At 65.8% G+C, this 21,611-nt stretch carries 18 protein-coding genes; 6 read left to right on the top strand and 12 right to left on the bottom strand.

Annotated elements, in window-relative coordinates:
- Positions 1–199: 199 nt before the first annotated feature.
- Positions 200–1,183, bottom strand: coding sequence for a LysR family transcriptional regulator (locus AC13GA_RS15080; RefSeq protein WP_012511956.1), 984 nt, complete (start codon positions 1,181–1,183; stop codon positions 200–202).
- A 207-nt stretch (positions 1,184–1,390) separates the two neighbouring features.
- On the opposite strand from AC13GA_RS15080, the gene cysK reads away from it, so the two are divergent.
- Positions 1,391–2,350, top strand: coding sequence for a cysteine synthase A (cysK, locus tag AC13GA_RS15075; RefSeq protein WP_012511957.1), 960 nt, complete (start codon positions 1,391–1,393; stop codon positions 2,348–2,350).
- Between the two features lie 275 nt (positions 2,351–2,625).
- Complete coding sequence (locus AC13GA_RS15070) at positions 2,626–3,225, top strand: O-acetyl-ADP-ribose deacetylase (protein ID WP_006388480.1); 600 nt, start codon at positions 2,626–2,628, stop codon at positions 3,223–3,225.
- Positions 3,226–3,342: 117 nt separating this feature from the next.
- On the opposite strand, the gene AC13GA_RS15065 is transcribed toward AC13GA_RS15070, so the two are convergent.
- From AC13GA_RS15065 to gap, 8 genes are all read right to left on the bottom strand, one after another.
- Complete coding sequence (locus AC13GA_RS15065; RefSeq protein WP_136639345.1) at positions 3,343–4,488, bottom strand: iron-sulfur cluster assembly protein; 1,146 nt, start codon at positions 4,486–4,488, stop codon at positions 3,343–3,345.
- A gap of 129 nt (positions 4,489–4,617) precedes the next feature.
- Entirely contained in the window at positions 4,618–5,622 is a 1,005-nt protein-coding gene (locus AC13GA_RS15060) for a class I fructose-bisphosphate aldolase (protein ID WP_006388532.1), read from the bottom strand.
- 164 nt (positions 5,623–5,786) lie between these two features.
- Complete coding sequence (gene pyk, locus AC13GA_RS15055; RefSeq protein ID WP_006388586.1) at positions 5,787–7,253, bottom strand: pyruvate kinase; 1,467 nt, start codon at positions 7,251–7,253, stop codon at positions 5,787–5,789.
- A 214-nt stretch (positions 7,254–7,467) separates the two neighbouring features.
- Positions 7,468–8,121 (bottom strand): HAD hydrolase-like protein, encoded by a 654-nt coding sequence (locus AC13GA_RS15050; RefSeq protein WP_482998450.1) that lies wholly within the window; start codon positions 8,119–8,121, stop codon positions 7,468–7,470.
- Entirely contained in the window at positions 8,118–9,293 is a 1,176-nt protein-coding gene (locus AC13GA_RS15045; protein WP_482998449.1) for a phosphoglycerate kinase, read from the bottom strand. The genes AC13GA_RS15050 and AC13GA_RS15045 overlap by 4 nt, the downstream gene beginning before the upstream one ends.
- Before the next feature lie 638 nt (positions 9,294–9,931).
- Positions 9,932–11,308, bottom strand: a complete 1,377-nt coding sequence (locus AC13GA_RS15040; RefSeq protein WP_482998448.1) for a DUF3999 domain-containing protein — start codon at positions 11,306–11,308, stop codon at positions 9,932–9,934.
- The gene (locus AC13GA_RS15035) at positions 11,305–13,968 is read right to left on the bottom strand and encodes a DUF2339 domain-containing protein (protein WP_482998447.1); all 2,664 of its coding nucleotides are present in this window, start codon (positions 13,966–13,968) and stop codon (positions 11,305–11,307) included. The genes AC13GA_RS15040 and AC13GA_RS15035 overlap by 4 nt, the downstream gene beginning before the upstream one ends.
- Before the next feature lie 125 nt (positions 13,969–14,093).
- The gene (gene gap, locus AC13GA_RS15030) at positions 14,094–15,098 is read right to left on the bottom strand and encodes a type I glyceraldehyde-3-phosphate dehydrogenase (RefSeq protein WP_046984264.1); all 1,005 of its coding nucleotides are present in this window, start codon (positions 15,096–15,098) and stop codon (positions 14,094–14,096) included.
- Positions 15,099–15,291: 193 nt separating this feature from the next.
- Here gap and AC13GA_RS15025 point away from each other — a divergent pair, with 193 nt between their 5' ends.
- The 4 genes from AC13GA_RS15025 (at position 15,292) to AC13GA_RS15010 (ending at position 19,331) form a co-directional block, all read left to right on the top strand.
- The gene (locus AC13GA_RS15025) at positions 15,292–15,921 is read left to right on the top strand and encodes an OmpW/AlkL family protein (RefSeq protein WP_046984265.1); all 630 of its coding nucleotides are present in this window, start codon (positions 15,292–15,294) and stop codon (positions 15,919–15,921) included.
- A gap of 195 nt (positions 15,922–16,116) precedes the next feature.
- Complete coding sequence (locus AC13GA_RS15020) at positions 16,117–17,526, top strand: hypothetical protein (protein WP_482998446.1); 1,410 nt, start codon at positions 16,117–16,119, stop codon at positions 17,524–17,526.
- A gap of 174 nt (positions 17,527–17,700) precedes the next feature.
- Positions 17,701–18,519, top strand: coding sequence for a S1/P1 nuclease (locus AC13GA_RS15015; RefSeq protein WP_482998445.1), 819 nt, complete (start codon positions 17,701–17,703; stop codon positions 18,517–18,519).
- Between the two features lie 11 nt (positions 18,520–18,530).
- Complete coding sequence (locus AC13GA_RS15010; protein ID WP_482998444.1) at positions 18,531–19,331, top strand: MBL fold metallo-hydrolase; 801 nt, start codon at positions 18,531–18,533, stop codon at positions 19,329–19,331.
- Positions 19,332–19,388: 57 nt separating this feature from the next.
- On the opposite strand, the gene AC13GA_RS15005 is transcribed toward AC13GA_RS15010, so the two are convergent.
- From AC13GA_RS15005 to AC13GA_RS14995, 3 genes are read right to left on the bottom strand one after another with little or no spacing between them, the layout of a single operon-like run.
- A complete protein-coding gene (locus AC13GA_RS15005; protein WP_482998443.1) occupies positions 19,389–19,952 on the bottom strand; it encodes a hypothetical protein in 564 nt (187 codons plus the stop codon).
- Complete coding sequence (locus tag AC13GA_RS15000) at positions 19,949–21,190, bottom strand: M56 family metallopeptidase (protein WP_482998442.1); 1,242 nt, start codon at positions 21,188–21,190, stop codon at positions 19,949–19,951. The genes AC13GA_RS15005 and AC13GA_RS15000 overlap by 4 nt, the downstream gene beginning before the upstream one ends.
- On the bottom strand, positions 21,183–21,548 hold the full coding sequence (locus AC13GA_RS14995; RefSeq protein ID WP_482998441.1) for a BlaI/MecI/CopY family transcriptional regulator: 366 nt from the start codon (positions 21,546–21,548) through the stop codon (positions 21,183–21,185). Before AC13GA_RS14995 ends, AC13GA_RS15000 begins: the two co-directional genes overlap by 8 nt.
- Positions 21,549–21,611 lie beyond the last annotated feature (63 nt).

The following is a 21,611-nucleotide window of genomic DNA, read 5'->3' as shown; positions in this document are numbered from 1 at the left end:
AATCTGTCAGAGGTGGGGCGGTGTCGGAGTGCGGGGTGTCCGCGGCATGGATGCCGCGGCCAAGCCCCCAGGGACGGGTTCACGGCGTCCCCGCAGTCCGACACCGCCCCGCCATCCCACGGATAGCGAGCTTTTGACGTTGCTGTTGCTGTTGCTCCGGTTTGCAGCAGGTGCAGGGCGCAGCCCTGCTCGACCAACCTCACACCGTGATGGTCTGGGTCAGCGACTCCCACGTCGGTGGTACCGGCCACGCCGCCGCCTGGTTGCCATCCAGCACCCTGCGCAGGTCGCGCGGATCGATCTGTGGGGCCAGCACGTGCACCAGCTCCAACGCGTAATCACGCAGCACGCGGTCGCGCGGCAGCACCGCCCAGGCGATGCACTCGGCAATCGGTGCCGGCGCCGGCCACGCCTTCAGGTCTTCGTCGTTGGAACTGACCGCCATCTCCGCCAGCAACCCCACGCCCAGTCCGGTGCGCACGTAGGTCTTGATCAGATCAGCATCGAGCGCGGTCAACGCCAGATCCGGCACCAGGCCGTTGGCGGCGAAGGCACGCTGCAGCGAGGAATTCGGCCGAGTCGATGATTCGTAGCTGATCAGCGGCTGCCGGGCCAGCGCGGCCAGGTCCGGGGTGCGCCCTGCGCGGTCCAGCGGGTGGCCCTTGGGCACCACCACCAGGCGCCGCCAGCGGAACAGCGGCACCGCAATGCCATCGGTGGGCTCGCTGCCGGCGGTGCTGATGATCGCAATGTCGGCATCGCCCTGGTTCAAGCGATCAAGTGCATCGGCTTCACCGGCCTGCTGCAGATGCACGCTCACCTGCGGATACGCCTGCTTGATCGCCGCCACCGCCGGCGGCAGCACGAAGCGCGCCTGGGTGTGGGTGGTGGTCAGGATCAGCTGGCCCTGACTCTCACGGCGCTGGTTGGCCGCGTAGGTGCGGATATTGTTGGCCTCGGCCAGTACCGAGCGGGCGCGGGCGATGACCTCGGTGCCGGCCGGGGTGACCGACTCCAGGCTGCGGCCCTTGCGCACGAACAGCAGGAAGCCCAGCTCGTCCTCCAGCTGCTTGAGCTGCTTGGACAGGCCGGGCTGGGTGGCATGCACGCGCGAGGCGGCCAGCGTGATGTTCAGCTCGGCGTCGGCGATGGCAACCAGATAGCGCAGCTGGGTCAGCGTCATGGCAGGCGGGCGATGTGGGGGCGGAGGTCCACTCTAGGGTCAATTGCCGTCACCAGCTTATAACCAAAGGTTGTTTAAGAAAGGTATCTGGTCATTTCCGGGCGTCATATGCCGGCGCTACGGTCAGCCGGCAGCCGCTGGCCTCAACAGCCAGCCCTCCCCCTTCGCCCGCCGAAGCCCGGCGCGGCCCCTCTCCGGAGCGCTTCCATGGCCCTGTACGACTCCATCCTCGACACCGTCGGCAACACCCCCATCGTCAAGCTGCAGCGCCTGGCTCCGCCGCAGGTCAGCCTCTACGCCAAGGTCGAGTCGTTCAACCCGGGCGGCTCAGTGAAGGACCGCCTGGCACTGGCGATCATTCTCGACGCCGAAGCGCGTGGCCTGCTCAAGCCGGGCGACACCATCGTCGAGGCCACCTCGGGCAACACCGGCGTGGCACTGGCGATGGTCGCCGCCGCGCGCGGCTATAAGTTCGTGGCGACCATGGTCGAAACGTTCTCGGTGGAACGGCGCAAGCTGATGCGCGCGTATGGCGCCAAGGTGATCCTGACCCCGGCCGCCGAGCGCGGCAGCGGCATGGTACGCAAGGCGGCCGAACTGGCCGAGCAGCACGGCTGGTTCCTGGCCAGCCAGTTCGCCAACCCGGCCAACCCGGCCTACCACCGCAACACCACCGCCGCCGAGATCCTGCGCGATTTCGCCGGCAAGCGACTGGACTACTTCGTCAGTGGCTGGGGCACCGGCGGCACGCTCACCGGCGTGGGCGAAGTACTGAAGGTCGCGCGCCCGCAGACGCGCATCATCGCCACCGAACCGGCCGGTGCCGCGCTGCTGAAGGGCGATGACTGGAAGCCGCACAAGATCCAGGGCTGGACCCCGGACTTCGTGCCCGATGTACTCAACCGTGATGTGGTGGATGAACTGGTGACGGTGGAAGATGACCGCGCGATCGCCACCGCCCGCCGCCTGGCGGCGGAGGAAGGCATCTTCGTTGGCATCTCCGCTGGCGCCACTGTCGCCAGCGCGCTGGATGTCGCCGCGCGCGCCGAACCGGGCTCGGTGATCCTGGCGATGCTGCCGGACACCGGCGAACGCTACTTCTCCACGCCGCTATTTGCCGATGTGAACGAAGGTTCCGACGACGACTGGTTGGCCGGCCTGCCGTGATGCATCGGGTCGGATCCCTTTCCTGCAGGGAAAGGGCTCTGACCCGGTTTGCCAGAACTATGGATCGCAGGGGTCAGAGCATTTTCCGTGCGGGAAAAGGCTCTGACCCCTTTCTGCTTCAGCCTGCGTGAAGGCGCCACCCGCCATCGTGCGTGAAGGCCGCCGGATCGCAGCGCGTGAGACGGTCATGACGCAGTATCAATGCCCTGTCCCCTACCTTGGGAACAGCCGGCGCAGATGCTGCGCGGAACACCTCACAGGCAGGAGACGGGCGCATGAAGATCGAAGTTTGGCAGGGCGACATCACGACCCTGGCGGTGGATGCGATCGTCAACGCGGCCAATGAAACACTGCTCGGCGGTGGCGGTGTCGACGGTGCGATCCATCGCGCCGCAGGCCCAGCGCTGCTGGCCGAATGCGAACAGCTGCCGGAACTGCGGCCCGGTGTGCGCTGCCCGACCGGCGAAGTGCGTGCCACCGACGCCCATGCGTTACCTGCGCGGCATGTGCTGCATACGGTCGGCCCGGTCTGGCACGACGGTCAACGCGACGAACCGGCGCTGCTGGCCAACTGCTACTGGAAATCCCTGCAGCTGGCCGAATCGCTGGGAGTGACATCGATCGCTTTCCCGGCGATCAGCTGCGGCGTGTACGGCTACCCGCTGTACCAGGCCGCACAGATCGCAGTGACCGAAACGCTGGCGTGGCAGCGCAGCCATGCACAGCCGATGCGCATCGTGCTGGTGGCGTTCAATACCGCTACCGCCAAGGCTTACCAGCAGGCGCTGACCGCTGCCGGACAGAACGCGGACAACGAGCCGCGCAGCTCGATGCTGCCGCCATTGGGCGATACCGGATTTGCAGCCGCGCATTGAACGGCTGACGTGGTTGGAACAGAAAAGGCCGGGCGATGCCCGGCCTTTTCTGTTGTGCGACTGCTTCCATCCACGCGTCGCTTGGATCTACCCATCCATGCGCCGCATGGAGCGATGTCAGCGGCTGGCGGCATCCACTGCGGCGGCATCATCGGCCACTGCGGCAGCAGCGTCCGCAGCGGCACGCGCGGCCGAGGCAGCAGCACCGTCGGCGCTGGCACCCTCCACCTGCACGCGCACTTCCACCATGCCCGCGCCATTATTGAGGCTGGACACGTCAATGGTGTAGTGACCGGCCGGCAAGGTCTCCTCCAGGCGCGAATTGGTACCGTTGCCACCGTCGTCGTCGGTCAGCTCGACATCACCGCCGACCACGCGCAGCACGGTATCGACCTGGCTGGAGATCGCATCCAGGCGCACGTCGGCCGGGCGGTCCAGGGTCAGCAGGAAACGACGGCGGCCATCGTTGTCGAGCATGGTGTACACACTGCCCGACTTCGGCAGGGCGGTGCCATCGCGTTCAACCAGATTGCCCGGCAGTTCGATGCGGTTGGCAGACAGGGTAAACATGCCATTGACACCGTCGCCCAGACCGCGCGCGGTCAAGGTGTACTTGCCCGGCTTCAGCGACAGGGTCAGGCGCGAGTTGGTGCTGTCGTTGCCATCATCATTCTCGGCCTCAACGCCCTGGCCCGACAGCTTCAGCACCGGGTCGAACACATCCGACACCAGGCGGATCTCGTACAGGCCTGCCTTCTCCACCTGCAGGGTGTAGTCCTGCGAGCTGCCGGCCAGCATGTCGGCGATCTCGCCGCTACCCACCAGCGGCTTGCCGTCATACGGCTTCAGCTTCTCGGCGCGCAGGCGATACGGACCGAAGGCGCTCGGGCCATCGGCGTTGACCGCCACCTGGTAGGTGCCGCCACCGTTTGCACGGAAGGCCAGCGAGACGTCGCCTTCGCGTTCGTAGCCGGTATTGCTGGTGGATACCAGGCTGCCGTTGTTGAACACGGCGATCGAACCGGTCAGTGCACCGGTCAGCTTCAGACCGACCAGGTCCTTGTCTTCCAGCTTGATCTGGTACAGCTGGTGGTGGCTGCCGTCGTTGAAGTTGATGCCGCTACGCGAGGTGATTTCGCCGGACACCGGCTTGTCGAAATCGAGAGACGCGGCCTTGCCTGCGTCACCACCGCCACCGATGCGGTTGCAACCGCCGGCGATCAGGACCGTGGCAACGGCCACTGTGATTGCTGCCAAACGCATGTTTTTTCTCCTTGGCCTTCCATGTATGTCCCGCACACCGGCCCGGTGCGTGGGGGCGGAAAAGATACCCGCAAAAGCAAACGCCGGCGTGATGCCGGCGTTGCCCTGTTCATCCTGCGATGGGACGGATCAACCGTTCCACTTGCCCAGCGCGGCCAGGCCATTGTCCTTGGCGCGCTCGTACACGGTCTTCTGGGCAGCAGCGTAGTTGCCCTTCATGTCCTTGGCCCACAGCTTCAGCGCAGCCTGCTGCATCGCGCGGCCGTAGGAGAAGCTCAGCGGCCACGGCAGGTTGCCCATCTGGTTCATGGCGTTGAGGTGAGCGGTGGACTGCTCGTCGCTCTGGCCACCGGACAGGAACACCACGCCCGGCAGGATCGCCGGCACGGTGCTCTTCAGGCACATCACGGTCGACTCGGCCACTTCCTCGACGTCGGCCTGCTCATCGCAGTTCTTGCCGGAGATGACCATCGAGGCCTTCAGGATGGTGCCTTCCAGCAGCACGTTCTGCTGGTACAGCGCATCGAACAGCGAACGCAGGGTCGCTTCGGTGACTTCGTAGCAGGTCTCGATGTCGTGGTCGCCGTCCATGATCACTTCCGGCTCGACCATCGGCACCAGGCCGCATTCCTGGCACAGCGCTGCGTAGCGGGCCAGCGCGTGGGCGTTGGACTCGATGCAGGTACCCGACGGAATGCTCTCGCCGATGTTGATCACCGCACGCCACTTGGCGAAGCGCGCGCCCAGCTTGTAGTACTCCTGCAGGCGCTCGCGCAGGCCGTCCAGGCCTTCGGTCACCAGCTCGCCCGGGCAGCCGGCCAGCGGGTGCGCACCCTTGTCCACCTTGATGCCCGGAATCATGCCGTGGTCGGCCATGTACTTGGCGAACGGCACGCCGTCCTTGGTCGACTGACGGATGGTTTCGTCATACAGGATGGCGCCGGAAATATGCTCGTTGAGCTTGGGCGTGGTCAGCAGCAGTTCGCGATAGGCACGACGGTTCTCCTCGGTGTTCTCGATACCGACGCCGGCGAAACGCTTGGCGATGGTAGCGGTGGATTCGTCGATCGCGATGATGCCCTTGCCCGGGGCAACCATGGCCTGGGCGGTTTCAGCCAGCTGTTCGATGCTCATGTACTTCCTGTGGCGGGTGCGGGAAAAACGTAAGTATAGCCCCGCTACCCGTTGCCTCGCCGTGGAGGCCAGGCTGGAAACGATTCCAATGTCCGCACAGGACAGGCGATGTCCTGTTGCGCCGGGTCAGAGCCCCTTCGGGGAACTGACCCGGGCTCCAGGGTTTACAGGTCGCCCAGACCGCTGGCACGGCCGTCTTCGCCCACTTCCAGCAGGCGCAGGGTGTTGGTCGCCCCCAGGGTTTCCATGTGCTCGCCGCTGGTGAACACCACGCGGTCACCGGCCTGCAGCAGATCGGCTTCAACCAGCAGGCGGATGCTGCCGCGCGCGGCTTCGCGCGGGGTCAGGCCGCGGCTGTCGAAGTTGATCGGATACACATCGCGCATCAGCGCCATCTGCCGGCGGGCGCCGTCATGGCGGGTGACCGCGAACACCGGCGCCTTGGCACGGAAACGCGACAGGTAGCGGGCGGTGCCACCGGATTCGGTCATCGCCACGATCGCGCGCACGCCCACGTGCTGGGACAGGAACATGGTGGCCATGGCAATGGCCTGGTCGGCACGTTCCAGGTTGCGCGGCGAGGCATTGAAGTCGGTCTCGGTCTGGAACTGGCGCTCGGCACCCAGGCAGATCCGCGCCATCGCTTCCACGGCCTTGACCGGGTAGGCACCGGCAGCGGTTTCGGCCGACAGCATGACCGCGTCGGTGCCGTCGATGACCGAGTTGGCCACGTCCAGCACTTCGGCGCGGGTCGGGATCGGGCTTTCGACCATCGACTGCAGCATCTGCGTAGCGGTGATGACCACCTTGTTCTGCGCCAGCGAGGCCTTGATGATCTTCTTCTGCAGGCCCGGCAGTTCGGCATCGCCGATTTCCACACCGAGGTCACCGCGCGCAACCATCACCACGTCACTGGCCTCGACGATCTCTTCGAGGTTTTCGATGGCCTCGGTGCGCTCGATCTTCGACACCAGTGCGGCGTAGCAGCCGTGCGATTCAGCGATCTCGCGCGCGTCATTCATGTCCTGCGCATTGCGGCAGAACGACACGGCGATGAAGTCGACGCCGATCTTGGCGACGATGCCGATCAGTTCCTTGTCGCGCTCGGTCAGCGCACCCAGCGACAGGCCGCCGCCCTGCTTGTTCAACCCCTTGCGATCAGACAGCGCGCCGTCGTTGAGCACGGTGTTGATGATGCGCTCGCCTTCCACTTCGACTACCTGAAGCTGCATCAGGCCATCGTCGAGCAGCAGGACATCACCCGGGCCGACATCCTGCGGCAGGCCGAGGTAGCTGACGCCGACCTGGGTCGCATCACCGGGGCCGGCATTGGTGCTGGCGATCAGGTCGAAACGGTCGCCCGCCTTCAGCTGCACCTTGCCTTCGGCGAAACGCTCGATGCGGATCTTCGGGCCCGGCAGGTCGGCCAGGATGCCCACTTCCACGCCGACGCGGGCCGCAGCCGCACGCACTTCGGCGGCACGCTTGGCCTGGCCGGACGGATCACCGTGGCTGAAGTTCAGCCGCACCACGTTGACGCCGGCGCGGAACAGATCCTCCAGCACGCCCGGCGGATCAGTGGCCGGGCCGAGGGTGGCAAGGATCTTGGTGCGACGCTGACGCTCGAACATGGTGAATGGGCCTCTCCCGATAAAGAACGGAAATTAGCACATCCTTCACGCCGCATGTATACGGTTACAGCCTTGCGCTGCCTGACTTCGCGGGTCATCGAACGGACATCGGCCGGACATACGCTGGCGCAGGGTCGTGGTAGCGCCGGGCAGGGCCCGGCGGGTGCTGGGCAAAACCGCCGGGCATGGCCCGGCGCTACCGATCAAAGGCGCATCACGCCAGCAGCGTTTCCAACTGCGCCGGTTCGCGTGCCAGTTGCCCGGCGCCGGCTTCGGTCAGCTCCTGCTCGCCACCGAAGCCCCACAGCACACCGATACTGCGCAGGCCGTGGTGACGCGCACCTTCGATGTCCATGTGGCGATCGCCGATCATCCAGCATTTCGCCGGCTGTACCTGCAACCGGCGCAGCGCGCCGCCGACCAGTTCCGGCTTGTGGCTGCGCGAGCCGTCCAGGGTCGAGCCGACAATCTCCTCGAACAACCCGCCGAACGGCAGGTGGGCAAGGATGCGGCGCGCGTGCGGCTCGTTCTTGGCGGTGACCACCGCCAGGCGGTGGCCACGACCGTGCAGCGTGCGCAGTGTGTCTTCCACCTGCGGATACACCGTGTGCTCGCGCCAGCCTTCGGCATCGAAACGTTCACGGTAGTAGCCCACGGCTTGTTCCACCCGCGCCGGTTCGACGAACAGCGGCGCGAAGGTGGTCCGCAACGACGGACCGATCCAGCCCAGCAGGGTGTCCTGCGGCGGCACCGGATGGTCCATCTTCTGCAGCGCGTAGGCGATGCAGGCGGTGATGCCCACCTGCGAATCGATCAGCGTGCCGTCGAGGTCGAAGAACAGCACATCCCTGCCGTGGTCGGCATTCATGCGCCGCGCGCGTCGAGTGCGGCCACGGCCGGCAGGGTCTTGCCTTCCAGGAACTCCAGGAACGCACCACCGCCGGTGGAGATGTAGCTGACCTGCGCGGCGATATCGAACTTGTCGACCGCAGCCAGGGTGTCGCCACCGCCGGCGATGGAGAACGCGTTGGAGCTGGCGATGGCGCGCGCCAGCGCTTCGGTGCCCTTGCTGAAGGCCTCGAACTCGAACACGCCAACCGGACCGTTCCAGACCACGGTGCCGGCGTTTTCGATCAGCTGCGCATACTGCGCAGCGGTCTGCGGGCCGATGTCCAGGATCAGGTCGTCTTCGGCGACGGCGTCGACCGCCTTCACTTCAGCCACGGCGTCGGGCAGGAACTGCGTGGCGGTGACCACGTCGACCGGCAGCGGGATGTCCGCACCACGGGCCTTGGCATCGGCGACGATCTTCTTCGCGGTGTCCAGCAGGTCCGGCTCATACAGCGACTTGCCGACGTTGTAGCCAGCGGCGGCGATGAAGGTATTGGCGATGCCGCCACCGACGATCAGCTGATCGACCTTGCCAACCAGGCTGGCCAGCAGTTCCAGCTTGGTGCTGACCTTGCTGCCAGCGACGATCGCCAGCAGCGGCTTGGCCGGGGCGTCCAGCGCCTGTGCCAGCGCATCCAGCTCGGCCATCAGCAGCGGGCCACCGGCCGCGACCGGTGCGAAGCGGATGACGCCATGGGTTGAGGCCTGGGCGCGGTGCGCGGTACCGAAGGCATCCATCACGAACACGTCGCACAGCGCGGCATACTTCTTCGACAGGGCTTCATCGTCCTTGGCCTCGCCGACATTCATGCGGCAGTTTTCCAGCAGCACCAGCTGACCCGGCTGCACCTCGACGCCGTCGACCCAGTCGCGCACCAGTGGAACCTCGCGACCGAGCAGCTCGGACAGGCGCTGGGCCACCGGCGCCAGCGAATCTGCTTCGCTCCACACGCCTTCCTTCGGGCGCCCCAGGTGCGAGGTGACCATCACCGCCGCGCCCTGCTCCAGCGCGCGCTTGAGCGTCGGCAGCGAAGCGGTGATGCGCTGTTCGGAGGTGATGCGGCCATTCTCGATCGGCACGTTCAGATCCTGGCGGATCAGCACGCGCTTGCCGGAGAGGTCGAGGTCGGTCATGCGGACGATGGACATGGGCAACTCTTTGGCTCAGGGACGGGATGCCGGGCTACGGCAGACGGCCATTGTATCGGGTGCGGGTGGTGGGAGGGCCGATGCCTGCGGCAGGCAGAAGCGCAGGGCGACAGCGACAGCAACGGCCGAAGCCAAAGCACTGGCGCTTTGTGATGCTGTGGATGGGCCGGGGTGGTGTGGGCTGGCAGGGGACGCCGTGAATCCGTCCCTGGAGGCTTGGCAGCCGCATCCATGCGGCTGACACCCCTGCCAGCCCACACCACCCCGGCCTCGACAGGTTCATGAGGTGATGCGGATGGCAAAGGCAAAAGCAGTTTCTGATGTCGGATGGAGAAAGAAGGGGTCAGATCCGTTTTCCTGCGGAAAACGGATCTGACCCCGATGGCCGTCGAGCGAAGCGACCCGCTTCCGCTCTTGCTTTTCTTTTTCCTCTTCCGTGGGTGGACGCACACGGAAACTGTCAGAGGCCGGGCGGGGTGGGTTCGCGGGGGTGTCAGCCGCATGGATGCGGCTGCCAAGCCTACAAGGACGTACTTGCGGCGTCCCCCGCGAACCTACCCCGCCCGGCCAAGCGCGGCTTTTGCTTTTGCTTTGCACGACCAACCCCACCCACGAGGGGCTGCGCCGTTCGCCGGAAACTACGCCGAAGGCGCAGACTTCTGCTTCAGCAGACTGAGCGCCAGGCCACCCACCACCAGCACGCCCAACCCCAACAACGCCCACAGCAACCACGCCTTCCAATCGCGCTGCGGCTTCAGCGCCGCGTCGCCGGCCAGCGGTTCCGGGCTGCCTTCCAGGCGCGCCAGCGTCGGCTGCCAGGAAGGATCATTGCGCTGCCGCAGCTCCTCGATCAGCACGCCCACCGGTGCTTCCGCCCGGCGTGCGGTCGAACTGCCTACCGCCAGCGCATACGGTGCCGCGCCCTGGCTCAGGAACACCAGCACTTCCGGCTGATAGCCCAGGCGCAGGGTCGGCGCTGTCGCCGTTTCCGCCGGGTTCGCCACCAGTTTCCAGTATCGGTCGCGGTGGATGCCGCCGAGCGGTTGCGCGGCGGACTGCTGGCGCTGGCCCTGGGTGCCCTGCTGCAGCTGGTAGGCAATCCACGGTGCGCTGCGTCGCTGCCATTCCGCGCTCTCGTCATCGCGGCTGAACAGCGTCCACTGCACCAGGCTGTTGTCGGTGCTGGCCACGTCAGCGCGCGCCACCGGGAAGCGGCCGTCCAACTCGAAGGTGTACTCGCCCTTGCCCTTCGACGTCGGCTCCAGCGACAGCCATTCCCACGGCAGCGTGGCCGGTGCCGGCGGCAGCTCGGCCAGCACGCTGCGAAGGGTCGGCAGGCGTGCCTCGCCCTGTGCCAGCACGCGCACGTAGCGGGCGCTGCTGTCCACCTGCAGCCGGCGCTGCAACAGGCGCTTGCCGGCGCGCTGCAGATCCACCAGCGGCACATCCCGCGCGATCGGGCGCCAGTTCTGCAGATCATCGCTGGCGTCCAGCTGCACCTGCGCCTGCAGCGGCTGGCCGCTGTCAGCCCAGTCCAGCACCAGCGCTGCCAACGGCTGCTGGCCAAGCACGCTGGCGTCGATCAGCCAACCGCCCTGCCCGTTCGTCACCGCGCTGCCGCCCACGCGCGCTTCAACCCGGCGCACGCGGCCGTCGGTATCGCGTTCGGTCAGCAGCTGCAGGTCATTGCGCTGCGATTCGGCCAGCGGCGGCAGCACGAACCATGGCAGTTCGCGCTGCACCGGCGGCTGTGCCAACGGCTGGTCCGGTGCCAGCAGCGCCGATGGCAGCGATTGGCCCGCCGCGTTGAATACCTGCAGATCACCCAGGTCGGCGGCACCGGCACGGCGGTAGATCGCCGGTTCCAGCACGACGCGATACGCACCGGACTGTGCACTGGACAACGTCAACGGCCATTGTTCGGCGTACTGGGTGCGGTACTCGGCGGCCTGCACCGCGACGGCGGCCAGCATGCCGAACATCGCCGGCAGCAGCGCCCTGCTCCAATTCCTCATTGTTTTTCCTCCACGGACGGCGCCGAGCTGGGCGGTGCCGGTGCCAGATAACCCACGACCGTGCACAGCAGGCCGTAGGCGATGAACGATGCGATGCCGAGCAGGTTGCCAAGGTGCTGGCGATCGATGAGTACCAGCTTGGCCAGCACCACGCCCATCAGCACGGCGCCCACCATCCACAACACGCGTTGGCCGCGACGCGAGCCCCATACCCAGGCGATCACGCCAAGCACGCTCCACAGCACGGTCAGGCTGGTCTGGGCCAGGCTGAAGCGCATCATCGAGGCGTTCCAGGACAGGCCGCCCCACTGGTGCACGCCATGCAGCACCAGGCTGGTCAGCGCAATGAAGGCCGCCAGCGCCAGCACGGGCAGGCGGATCTTCAGCAGTGCCTGCGGCGCCTGGTCGCTGTACAGCCAGCGCGCCAGCAGCAGCAGGCTCAGCCACTGCCCGATCTCGGCCGGATTCAATACCGGCAGCCACAGCAGCGGCGCGGCATCACCCGGCAGCAGCTGGCCGAACAACCAGCCGATCGACAACAGGCCGAACAGCACGCACTGCAGCGGCAGGCGCACGCTGTCGAAGGCCACGCCCAGCGGCCAGCGCAGGACGTTCCAGCGCCACAGCGACAGCGCCGCCATCAGCAGCCACGGCAGCGTGACCAGCAGGGTCGTCCAGCCCTGCGCCAAGTTGGCCTCGCCACCGCCCCACAGCGCCAGCAGCGAAAGCAGCGAGGGCCACAGCAGCCACCACAGGAACTGCGCGATACGTGCCACGGTGTCGCCGCCCTGGCGCAGGCACAGCAGCGTGCGCACACCCAGCACCGCGAACGCCGCCCAGGCCAGCGCACCGTAGCCGGCGAACGGTTGCTGGTGCGCATCGCTTTGCATCAGCGCCAGCGGGAAGCCCAGCGCCAGCATTGCAAGTGCGGTCACGCCCAGCGCGCGCGCCGGCTGGCGACGCTGCATTTCCGCGGCCAGCCATGCGGTAACCGCGGCCAGCACCAGCAGTGCATCCACTTCGATGCGGTAGGGGAAGAACCGGATGATCTCGTGCACCAGGCCGCCCAACCACCACAGCAGTCCCCACAGGTAGTAGACCAGCGCGATCTCGTGACGCTCCCTGCGCTGGTAACTCCACGCCGACGCGAAGCCGGCCACGGCCAGCAGCAGTGCACCAATCGCTGTTGGGTTGAGCAGGAAACGCACGTCTTCATGCCAGTGATCGCCACCGGCAACGAAGGCGAACGCGGCACCCATCTGCAGCAATGCACCGGACACCTGCGGCAGCCAGCGCTTCTGGCGCAGGCCCAGCCAGGCCAGGCCGGCACCTTCCAGTGCGAACACCGCACCGGTTGCACGCGCTGACAGCGCCAACGGCACCGCCAGCGTGGCGAAGCCCACCGCCAGCACCGCATGCGACTGCGCCAGTACGGTGTACGACGCACGCGCGATCAGCGCCCGCGCCAGCACCGCGTAGATCGCAGCCAGGCCCAGTGCACACAGTGCCAGCGTCATCGGCTGCTCATGCAGCATGCCGGCCTGCAGCGAGAACGCGACAAGCGGCGTGCCGAACACCAGGCTGCCGTCGACCAGATCGCGCCGACCTGCCGGTTGACGGCGTGCATACAGCAGCGGAATCAACAGGTAGAAGGCAAAGAACAGCAACAGGAACGGCTCGGTGCTGCTGAACTTGTCAGGCGCGTACTGCAGCACGCCCCAGAAGGTACCGATGCCAAAGGTGAAAGCGAAGCCGAGCAGGTTCAGCGCACGCCACGGACGGAACCAGGCGATGGCGAAGATGCCTGCGTTGAGCACCGCGTAATAGCTGAACAACCCCACGTGGTTGCCGCTGCCGGTGGACAGCCACAACGGCGCCATGAAGCCGGCCAGGATGCCCAGCACCGCCAGCGTGCGCGAGTTCTGTACCACTGCCAGCACGCACAGCCCGGCCACCAGTGCGATCGAACTGGCAAAGGCAAAGCCTGGGTTGAGCAGTTCAAAGCGTTTGAACGCGGCGAAGATGGTCAGCAGCAGCACGCCGATGGCACCGCCCTGCAGGGCCAGCGCAAACAGGCGCCGACGTTCGCGCTGGTGCCAGCCGAAGGCCAGCAGGCCCAGCGCACCCACGGTGACGCCGGCCAGGCGCAGTTCGATCGGCAGCACCAGCCAGCCCTGGTCGCTGACGTACTTCAGCAGTGCTGCGACACCGGCCAGCAGCACCAGCATGCCGATCTTGACCGGCACGTTGCCTTCGGTGAACCAGCGTTTGACCGCAACGACGCCACGCTCGATGAAGTTAGGCAGCGCCGGTTCTGGCGGCAACGGTGGCTGCACCGGCACCGGCGGTGGCGCGGCAGGACGGGGAACAGGCGCCTCGGTGGGCGCGGCCTCACGCAACGGCGGCTGCGGAGGCTGAGGTGAGGGCGGCACAGCCGCAGCGACCGGCCGCAGGAAGGGGGGATCGGCACTGGCGGCGGGCGTGACCAGCCGTTCAGGCGCGGGCGCGGCGGCGACCGGCCTGGCGACAGGTTCGGCGGCCAGTGCGCTTTCCAGCGCGGCGACGCGGCGACGCAGGCCGGCAATCATCACCAGTGCCACCACCAGCAGCAGCGGGATGGCCAGCAGGACCAGTACGACCAGGGCTATCAGTGCTTCCATTGCGTGCTTCCATTGCGATCCCGCGCCCCAGCGGCAGCGGTCGACCGGCCCATGCTACGACAGTGCCGGCCCCATAAACGACGAACCCCGGCCAGGCCGGGGTCCGCGTGCGATCTTTGCCGACCTTACTTGGCGGCGACGACCTTGGCCATTTCCAGGCACTTGTTCGAGTAGCCCCACTCGTTGTCGTACCAGGTCACCAGCTTGACGAAGGTGCCGTCGAGGGCGATGCCGGCTTCGGCGTCGAACACCGAGGTGCAGGTTTCGCCGCGGAAATCGGTGGCCACGACCTTGTCTTCGGTGTAGCCCAGGATGCCCTTCAGCGGGCCTTCGCTCTGTGCCTTCACTTCAGCGCAGATCTCCGCGTAGGTGGCTTCCTTTTCCAGCTCGACGGTCAGGTCGACCACCGACACGTCCGAGGTCGGGACGCGGAAGCTCATGCCGGTCAGCTTCTTGTTCAGTTCCGGGATGACCACGCCGACAGCCTTGGCCGCACCGGTGGACGACGGAATGATGTTTTCCAGGATGCCGCGGCCGCCGCGCCAGTCCTTGTTGGACGGGCCATCGACGGTCTTCTGGGTGGCGGTGGCCGCATGCACGGTGGTCATCAGGCCGCGCTTGATGCCCCACTTGTCATTGATGACCTTGGCCAGCGGGGCCAGGCAGTTGGTGGTGCACGAGGCGTTGGAGACGATCGCCTGGCCGGCGTAGGTCTTGTCGTTCACACCGTAGACGAACATCGGGGTGTCGTCCTTCGACGGCGCCGACATGATCACCTTCTTCGCGCCCGCGTCGATGTGCTTCTGCGCGGTTTCCTTGGTCAGGAACAGGCCGGTGGACTCGATCACCACGTCCACGTCCACGTCGTTCCACTTCAGGTTGGCCGGGTCGCGTTCCTGGGTCAGGCGGATCTTCTTGCCGTTGACCAGCAGGTCGTTGCCCTGCACCGCCACGTCGGCCTTGAAGCGGCCGTGCACGGAGTCGTACTTGAGCATGTAGGCCAGGTAATCCGGCTCCAGCAGATCGTTGATGGCCACGATTTCGATGTCGTCGCCGAAGTTCAGCACCGCCGAGCGCAGGACGTTACGCCCGATGCGACCGAAACCGTTGATACCAACCTTGATTGCCATGTTCTCAAGCTCCTGCGGCCGCGTCGGGTGCGGCGGGATGGATAGGGCCCACAAGTCTAGCAAACCGGGCATGGCCACCGTGGGCCAGCCCCTGCCGGCAACGGGCTGGCGGACAGGATTTGATCCGGATCAAAGCGTTAGCGCGGCGTGAGGCCGAGACTGTCGCCATCCACCCAGCAACGAGACTACCCCCATGCGCAAGACCTCCCCCCTGATCGTGGCCAGCCTGGCCGCCGCCCTGTCCCTTGCCGCCGCCCCGGCCATGGCCCAGTCCAAGGGCGACTGGACCGTCTCCGCCGGCGTGCACCAGGTGGCGCCGAAGTCGAACAACGGCTGGCTGGCCAACGGCACCCTGAAGGTCGATGTCGACAACGACGTCAAGCCGACCATCACCGGTGAGTACTTCATCGCCGACAACCTGGGCATCGAAGTGCTGGCCGCGCTGCCGTTCAAGCACGACATCAACATCAACGGCCTCGGCCGAGTGGGCAGCACCAAGCAGCTGCCGCCGGTGGTGACCCTGCAGTATCACTTCAACAGCAAGGGCAAGGTGTCGCCGTTCATCGGTGCGGGCGTGAACTACACGACCTTCTTCAGCGAAGACACCACCGGTGCGCTGAAGGACAGCCGCCTGAAGCTGCAGGATTCGTGGGGTCTGGCCGCGCATGCGGGCGTGGACTTCGCGATCGGCGAGAAGGGCGCGCTGCGCGTGGACATGCGCTGGATCGACATCGACAGCAAGGTAAAGCTGGATGGCGAGAAGATCGGCACGGTCAACATCGATCCGCTGGTCTACGGCGCGTCGTACGTCTTCAAGTTCTAAGCGGTGTGTTGAGTGCGGGGGCTTCGCCCCCGCTCCCCCGCTACATGCAAAACCCTCGCAGCATGTTGCCCCGGTGATTGCCGGGGCTTTTTTGTTCTGAATTCCCCTACCCTGACCATGCCATGCTAAGAAATCACTAGCGCAGCCTACGCCTAGAATTCTCAGCCCCCCACCGACAAGAGAAGAAACTCAACCATGAAGTTGGCTTGGCTCACAATCGCGTTCCTTCTAGCAGCACCTACGGCACATGCCACTGACGTTGCAGATGGAACGTTCGCAATGATGTCCGGGGGATCCTGCGATGACTTTGCTCAGGACTGCTACCTGAACAACCCCGCCATCGCGGAAAAAGTAGTCGATCAACTCGCGACAATCGGCGTCACTCGTTTTCTCGTGCCATCGGCAACGTTGAGTCAACTGCGCACCATTGCGACCCCGATCAGCTTGCGGGGGCTTGAGTTCTATACGTATGAACGTTGGACGTTCGAATCTGCAACCCAAGCCGGGAAGTTCAACTGTCAGGCGTACACTCAGGAACGGATTGATCCAGTTCTAGTCAAACTCCGTGCCGAGTTTGGCAAGAGCTTTGCTGGCCTCCATTTCAAGGATGAGCCACCAGAGAAGGACATTTCTCCACTCGCGGAGATGAACCGATGTGTCAAAGACGACCCTCGTCTCATAGGCATGAAGGTGTTCATCAACCTGTTCCCCTTGCACGCCAACACGGGCGCCTATGCGGGCACTGAACATGCAGGCGCCATGTCACCCACTGACTATGGTGTGGATTGCATGGAAGCGAGTATTCCGCAACCTGAAAGAACCGCACAGATGGTGGCACGCTACTCGACATTTGCGCGCCGGGTATCTGACGAGGTGCGCCCTGACTACCTCGCCTTCGACATCTACCCATTCACCCCTTCATTCAGGAAGTGTCCAACGGCGAAGGACCTTTTGATGTCTGAGAACATGTCGATTATTTCGAATCTTGCCAGATCCAGGGGGCAAGCGCCCGTCGCTTACCTCCAGAATGTGCAATCCGCACATCCCTCGCTGGCCCAGGACCCTTTCGAGTACGCAAACTTCCATGATCTGCGTTGGTTCGCCGGGTGGTCTTTCGCATTCGGCATCAACGGCTTCGCGAATTTCATTACCCACGATGTCAGCAATGCCGCCGGTGCTCCGAATGGGAATGACATGCTCGGACTGCTCGACAAACGCAACAATCCTCGCAATCTGGCTTCGGATCAGCAAAGCACTTTCGGTGTAACGAGACAGGTCCAGTCAGCACTGAAGAACGTCAACTACCTGGGCTTCGCCGACAACAATCTCGGTGTTCCATCGGCCAAGGTCTCAGGCTGGCTGTCGAACTCATCATTCCTTGTCGGCGAGTACGGCAGCAAAGATCTTTCTCTGGTCTATCTCGTCGTTGCTGCTCGCGCCCCCCGGAAAGCGGCATCCGGGGTCATTGGCCTTAATAAGTGGTGGCGGGAAGTGGAGAAACTGGACTTCGAGACCGGCAAGTGGCGGCGCGTCGGCAGTGGAACCAATAAAGTCGACGTTGAAATAACCACGATGCCTCTCGAGCTCTATCGACTAAATCCCTGAACCCCTAACGATGCCCCCCCCGCGTGGCCAACTCCGCCACGCGGGCGCTCTCTCCGGCTGCTGAAGTGATCGCAGTGCCTGGCTCTCGACCAGACAACCCAATTGGGGTCTGACCATCTTTCCATGGATCGCCATGCCAGCCCCACCCTCTTCGCGCCCCGCTAGAATGTGCGCATGAAAGCCCTGCACTCCTTCCTCCTCGCCGCCGCCCTGGCGCCGGTCCTGCTGTCCGTCTCCGCCCCCGTCCATGCCTGGGGCGCGCAAGGCCACCGCCTTGTCGCCGAAGTCGCCGACGCCCGCCTCAACCCCACCGCCCGCGCCGAAGTGGACCGTCTACTGGCCACCGAACCGGACGCCACGCTGGCCAGCATCGCGCCCTGGGCCGACCAGCTGCGTGCCAAGGATCCGGGCCTGGGCCGTCGCTCGGCCGGCTGGCACTACGTCAACATCGCCGAAGACAACTGCCATTACGAAGCACCGAAGCACTGCAAGAACGGCAACTGCATCGTCGAAGCCCTGAAGGCGCAGAGCACCATCCTCGGCGACCGCAGCCTGACCGATGGCGAGCGCCTGCAGGCGCTGAAGTTCGTCGTGCACCTGGTCGGCGACATCCATCAGCCGATGCATGCCGGCTACGCACACGACAAGGGCGGCAACGATTTCCAGCTGCAGTTCGGCAACCGCGGTACCAACCTGCACTCGCTGTGGGACAGCGGCATGCTCAACACCCGCAAGCTTGACGACGCCGGCTATCTGCCGCTGCTGCAGAGCCAGCGCGCACCGAAGCTGCCGCGCCAGTCCAACCCGCAGCGCGACCCGCAGACGTGGGCCGAGGCCAGCTGCCGCATTTCCATGCAAGCTGGCGTTTATCCGGCCACGCGTAAAATCGGTGATGAATACACCGAGCGCTACCGGCCGCTGGCCGAAGCGCAGCTGCGACTGGCCGGTGAGAACCTGGCGCAGTTGCTGAACCGCGTGCTCGGCACGCGCTGAGGAGCGTTCCAATGTCAGTCCAGGTGCAGTCGTTCTTCCACCGTGACAGCAATACCTTCAGCCATCTGGTCAGTGATCCGGCCAGCGGCGAAGCGGCGCTGATCGACCCGGTCCTGGACTACGACCCGGATACCGACGCCAGCAGTGAAGCGCCGCTGCATGCCGCGTTGCAGGCCATCGAACAACAGGGCCTGCAGCTGCGCTGGCTGCTGGAGACACACGCTCACGCCGATCACGTATCGGGTGGGCGCCGTCTCAAGCAACGCTTCCCCCAGGCCACGCTGGCCATCGGCGAAGGCATCCGCGCGGTGCAGGCCACCTTCGCCCCGCGCTACGGCCTGCAGCTTCCTGCGGCGGATGAAATCTTCGATCACCTGTTCGGCGATGGCGAGACCTTCGCTCTTGGCGGACTGCGCGGCCAGGTGATTGCCGTGCCCGGCCATACCAGCGACAGCATCGCCTACCTGATCGGCGATGCGCTGTTCACCGGCGACTCGCTGTTCATGCCCGACGGCGGTACCGCCCGCTGCGATTTCCCGGGCGGTGACGCCGCGCAGTTGTACCGTTCAATCCAGCGTCTGCTGGCGCTGCCCGATGCGACGCGCGTGTTCGTCTGCCACGACTACGGCCCCGGCGGCCGCGCATTCGCCAACGAGACCACCATCGGCGAGCAGCGCGCACACAACATCCACGTGCATGACGGCGTGGCCGAGGCGGAGTTCGTCAGCGTGCGCCAGGCCCGCGATGCCACACTGGCCGAACCGACGCTGATGCAGCCAGCGGTGAAGGCCAACATCCAGGGCGGTGCCTGACACACACCGCTGCGCTCGCCGGGCATGGCCCGGCGCTACCCCGGTCATCGCAAGCGATCATTTTCCCTGCGTACGCACCACGTGCTGTCCCTTCACGATTTCGAAGGTGAAGGCGTACTGCAGGGTAACCGCCACCGGTTCGACGCGCTCGGCGCCGCGGCAGTCGCCGCGGTCTGCAGGCGCCTTGCCAGCGGCAAAGTGACAGACCGCTGCGGACGAGTACTTCCACATCGCCACCGCTTCCTGTGCGGCCTGCAGAAGGGGCGCATTCTCGCCCGAAGCACCTGCCGCGCACTCCGGGCGATCGGTCAACGGCATGCTGCGTTCGACGCTGCCCTGCGCATCGACCACCACCTGCAGGCAGATGGTGGTGGGCGCCAGTTCCGCGCGCGGGTCACGATCGCCCACTTCCGGGTCCGGTGCCGCGTACAACTGCGGCATCCGATAGCCCTCGCTCGCGCCCAGCGAGTAGGTCTGCAGCTGCCCACTGCCGCCACCGGTCTGCGGCTGCAGGCGCTGATGGCCGACATTCTCGCTGCGGGTGTCAACGGCGGTCAGGCGATCCTGGGTCGCGCACCCTGCCAACAGCGCCGCCGTCATCAACAGCGGCGCGGACTTCACTGGGAGTCCTCAGTGTTGTCCATGGCATAGGTGATCGGAATCTTCACAGCCCCTGCAACGGGCTTTCCGTTCTTCATCGCCGGACGATAGGTCCAGCTCCGCGCAGCGGCGATCGACACCGCATCGAACACACCGGGATTGGTTGCGCTGAGTACCTGGACGTCAGTCGGATGGCCTTTGGCATCCACTTCCACGCGCAGGTTCACCACGCCCACCTGGCGCTGCTCGATGGCGGACTTCGGATAGGACGGTGGCGGCATCTTGTCGACTTGGATGGGCCTGTCCAGACCCGCCTTGGCGGCATCTTCTTCCGCGTGTTCAAACGGCTCGACACCGATTCTCGGGTTCCCGGCCACGCCCCCCTGGCTGGCCCATGCCACCGCCCCCATTCCCAGGCACAACCCGACCACCAGCACCTGCCCCGACACCCACGGCAATGCCTTCCGCTTGGACTGCTTCAACATGGCGATACGCTCCTTCAACACGGGTTGGCTGCGCCAATGGCAGACCGCTGGCGCAACCGGGTGGACCAGCTGCGCCTTCAGCAGCGTGCTGGCGTAGAGACCGCGCAGCGCAGGCTGCGGGGCAATGGTGCGGGCATCGCAGGCCAGCTCCTGGTCACGCAGGAATCGGCGGGCGGCCCACGGCAGAAGCGGATGGAACCAGAACACCGCGCGTGCCATCAGCAGCGCCCCATTGGCCCAGTGATCGCCATTGCGACGGTGGCTGCGCTCGTGCTGCAGGATCAGGCCCTGTTCCTGTGCGGTGAACTGCTGGTCGAAGTCCGGGCCTACCACGATGCGCGGCCGCCACAGGCCAACCAACGCTGGCAGGCCCGGGTCGGCGCTGGCCTGCCAGCTGCCATCGGCGCGTGCACACAGTTGGCCCATGCCACGTTCAAAACGCCGCTGCGCACGTAGATCGCGTAGCAGACAGAGGACCGCCCCCAGCGTCCATGCCAGCAGCAACAGCCCGGCCCACGGCAACGACTGCCCTGTCATGCCTTCGACGGCGCCGGGCAGCACTTTCAACGGCAGCGTTGGCACATGCTCCAGCAGTGCCACCTGCGGTAACGGCAGCAGCAACGATGCCCCCAGCAACGGCAGCAGCCACCAGCTGCGGTAGGCCAACGCCACGCCCCCCAGGCGCACCAGCAAGGGCCGCAGCATCGCCAGCACGACCACGCCCACCGCCAGCCACAGGCTGGCCTGCCACAGCCCATCGAGCAGCTCAGTCATGGTCCAGCTCCTGGATCAGCTTCTTCAGTTCGGCGATGTCCTGCGCACTCAACTGGCCGCGTTCGCTGAAGTGCGCGACCAGCGGTGCCACCCGCCCTTCGAAGACGCGGCCGATGAAGTCCTGGCTCTGCGCCTCCACCCACGCCTGGCGCTGCAGCAGCGGCCGGTACAGGTAGCGCCGGCCATCGCGCTCGGCGGCGATCGCGCCCTTGGTCAGCAGACGGTTGAGCAGGGTCTTGATGGTCGGCTCGGCCCAGTCGCGGTGGGCCAGCGCGACCACCACATCGTCGGCGCTACGTGGCGCCTGCTGCCACAGCACCTCCATCACAACGGCTTCGGCTTCGCTGATCGGGGTCATGGTTTACATCCGTAATCGACGACCCGATTACGCGCGTAATCGAATCATCTGTCAAGCCCCTCG

Source organism: Stenotrophomonas sp. 22DLJC03 (assembly GCF_056861405.1).
This window is presented reverse-complemented; position numbering and strand designations above follow the sequence as displayed.

Coding starts and splice junctions, on each gene's coding strand:
- AC13GA_RS15040 (WP_482998448.1), bottom strand. CDS start 11,308: ATGAGGAATTGGAGCAGGGCGCTGCTGCCGGCGATGTTCGGCATGCTG.
- AC13GA_RS15070 (WP_006388480.1), top strand. CDS start 2,626: ATGAAGATCGAAGTTTGGCAGGGCGACATCACGACCCTGGCGGTGGAT.
- AC13GA_RS15035 (WP_482998447.1), bottom strand. CDS start 13,968: ATGGAAGCACTGATAGCCCTGGTCGTACTGGTCCTGCTGGCCATCCCG.
- AC13GA_RS15060 (WP_006388532.1), bottom strand. CDS start 5,622: ATGAGCATCGAACAGCTGGCTGAAACCGCCCAGGCCATGGTTGCCCCG.
- AC13GA_RS15025 (WP_046984265.1), top strand. CDS start 15,292: ATGCGCAAGACCTCCCCCCTGATCGTGGCCAGCCTGGCCGCCGCCCTG.
- AC13GA_RS14995 (WP_482998441.1), bottom strand. CDS start 21,548: ATGACCCCGATCAGCGAAGCCGAAGCCGTTGTGATGGAGGTGCTGTGG.
- pyk (WP_006388586.1), bottom strand. CDS start 7,253: ATGTTCGAGCGTCAGCGTCGCACCAAGATCCTTGCCACCCTCGGCCCG.
- AC13GA_RS15050 (WP_482998450.1), bottom strand. CDS start 8,121: ATGAATGCCGACCACGGCAGGGATGTGCTGTTCTTCGACCTCGACGGC.
- cysK (WP_012511957.1), top strand. CDS start 1,391: ATGGCCCTGTACGACTCCATCCTCGACACCGTCGGCAACACCCCCATC.
- gap (WP_046984264.1), bottom strand. CDS start 15,098: ATGGCAATCAAGGTTGGTATCAACGGTTTCGGTCGCATCGGGCGTAAC.
- AC13GA_RS15000 (WP_482998442.1), bottom strand. CDS start 21,190: ATGACTGAGCTGCTCGATGGGCTGTGGCAGGCCAGCCTGTGGCTGGCG.
- AC13GA_RS15080 (WP_012511956.1), bottom strand. CDS start 1,183: ATGACGCTGACCCAGCTGCGCTATCTGGTTGCCATCGCCGACGCCGAG.
- AC13GA_RS15020 (WP_482998446.1), top strand. CDS start 16,117: ATGAAGTTGGCTTGGCTCACAATCGCGTTCCTTCTAGCAGCACCTACG.
- AC13GA_RS15010 (WP_482998444.1), top strand. CDS start 18,531: ATGTCAGTCCAGGTGCAGTCGTTCTTCCACCGTGACAGCAATACCTTC.
- AC13GA_RS15045 (WP_482998449.1), bottom strand. CDS start 9,293: ATGTCCATCGTCCGCATGACCGACCTCGACCTCTCCGGCAAGCGCGTG.
- AC13GA_RS15015 (WP_482998445.1), top strand. CDS start 17,701: ATGAAAGCCCTGCACTCCTTCCTCCTCGCCGCCGCCCTGGCGCCGGTC.
- AC13GA_RS15065 (WP_136639345.1), bottom strand. CDS start 4,488: ATGCGTTTGGCAGCAATCACAGTGGCCGTTGCCACGGTCCTGATCGCC.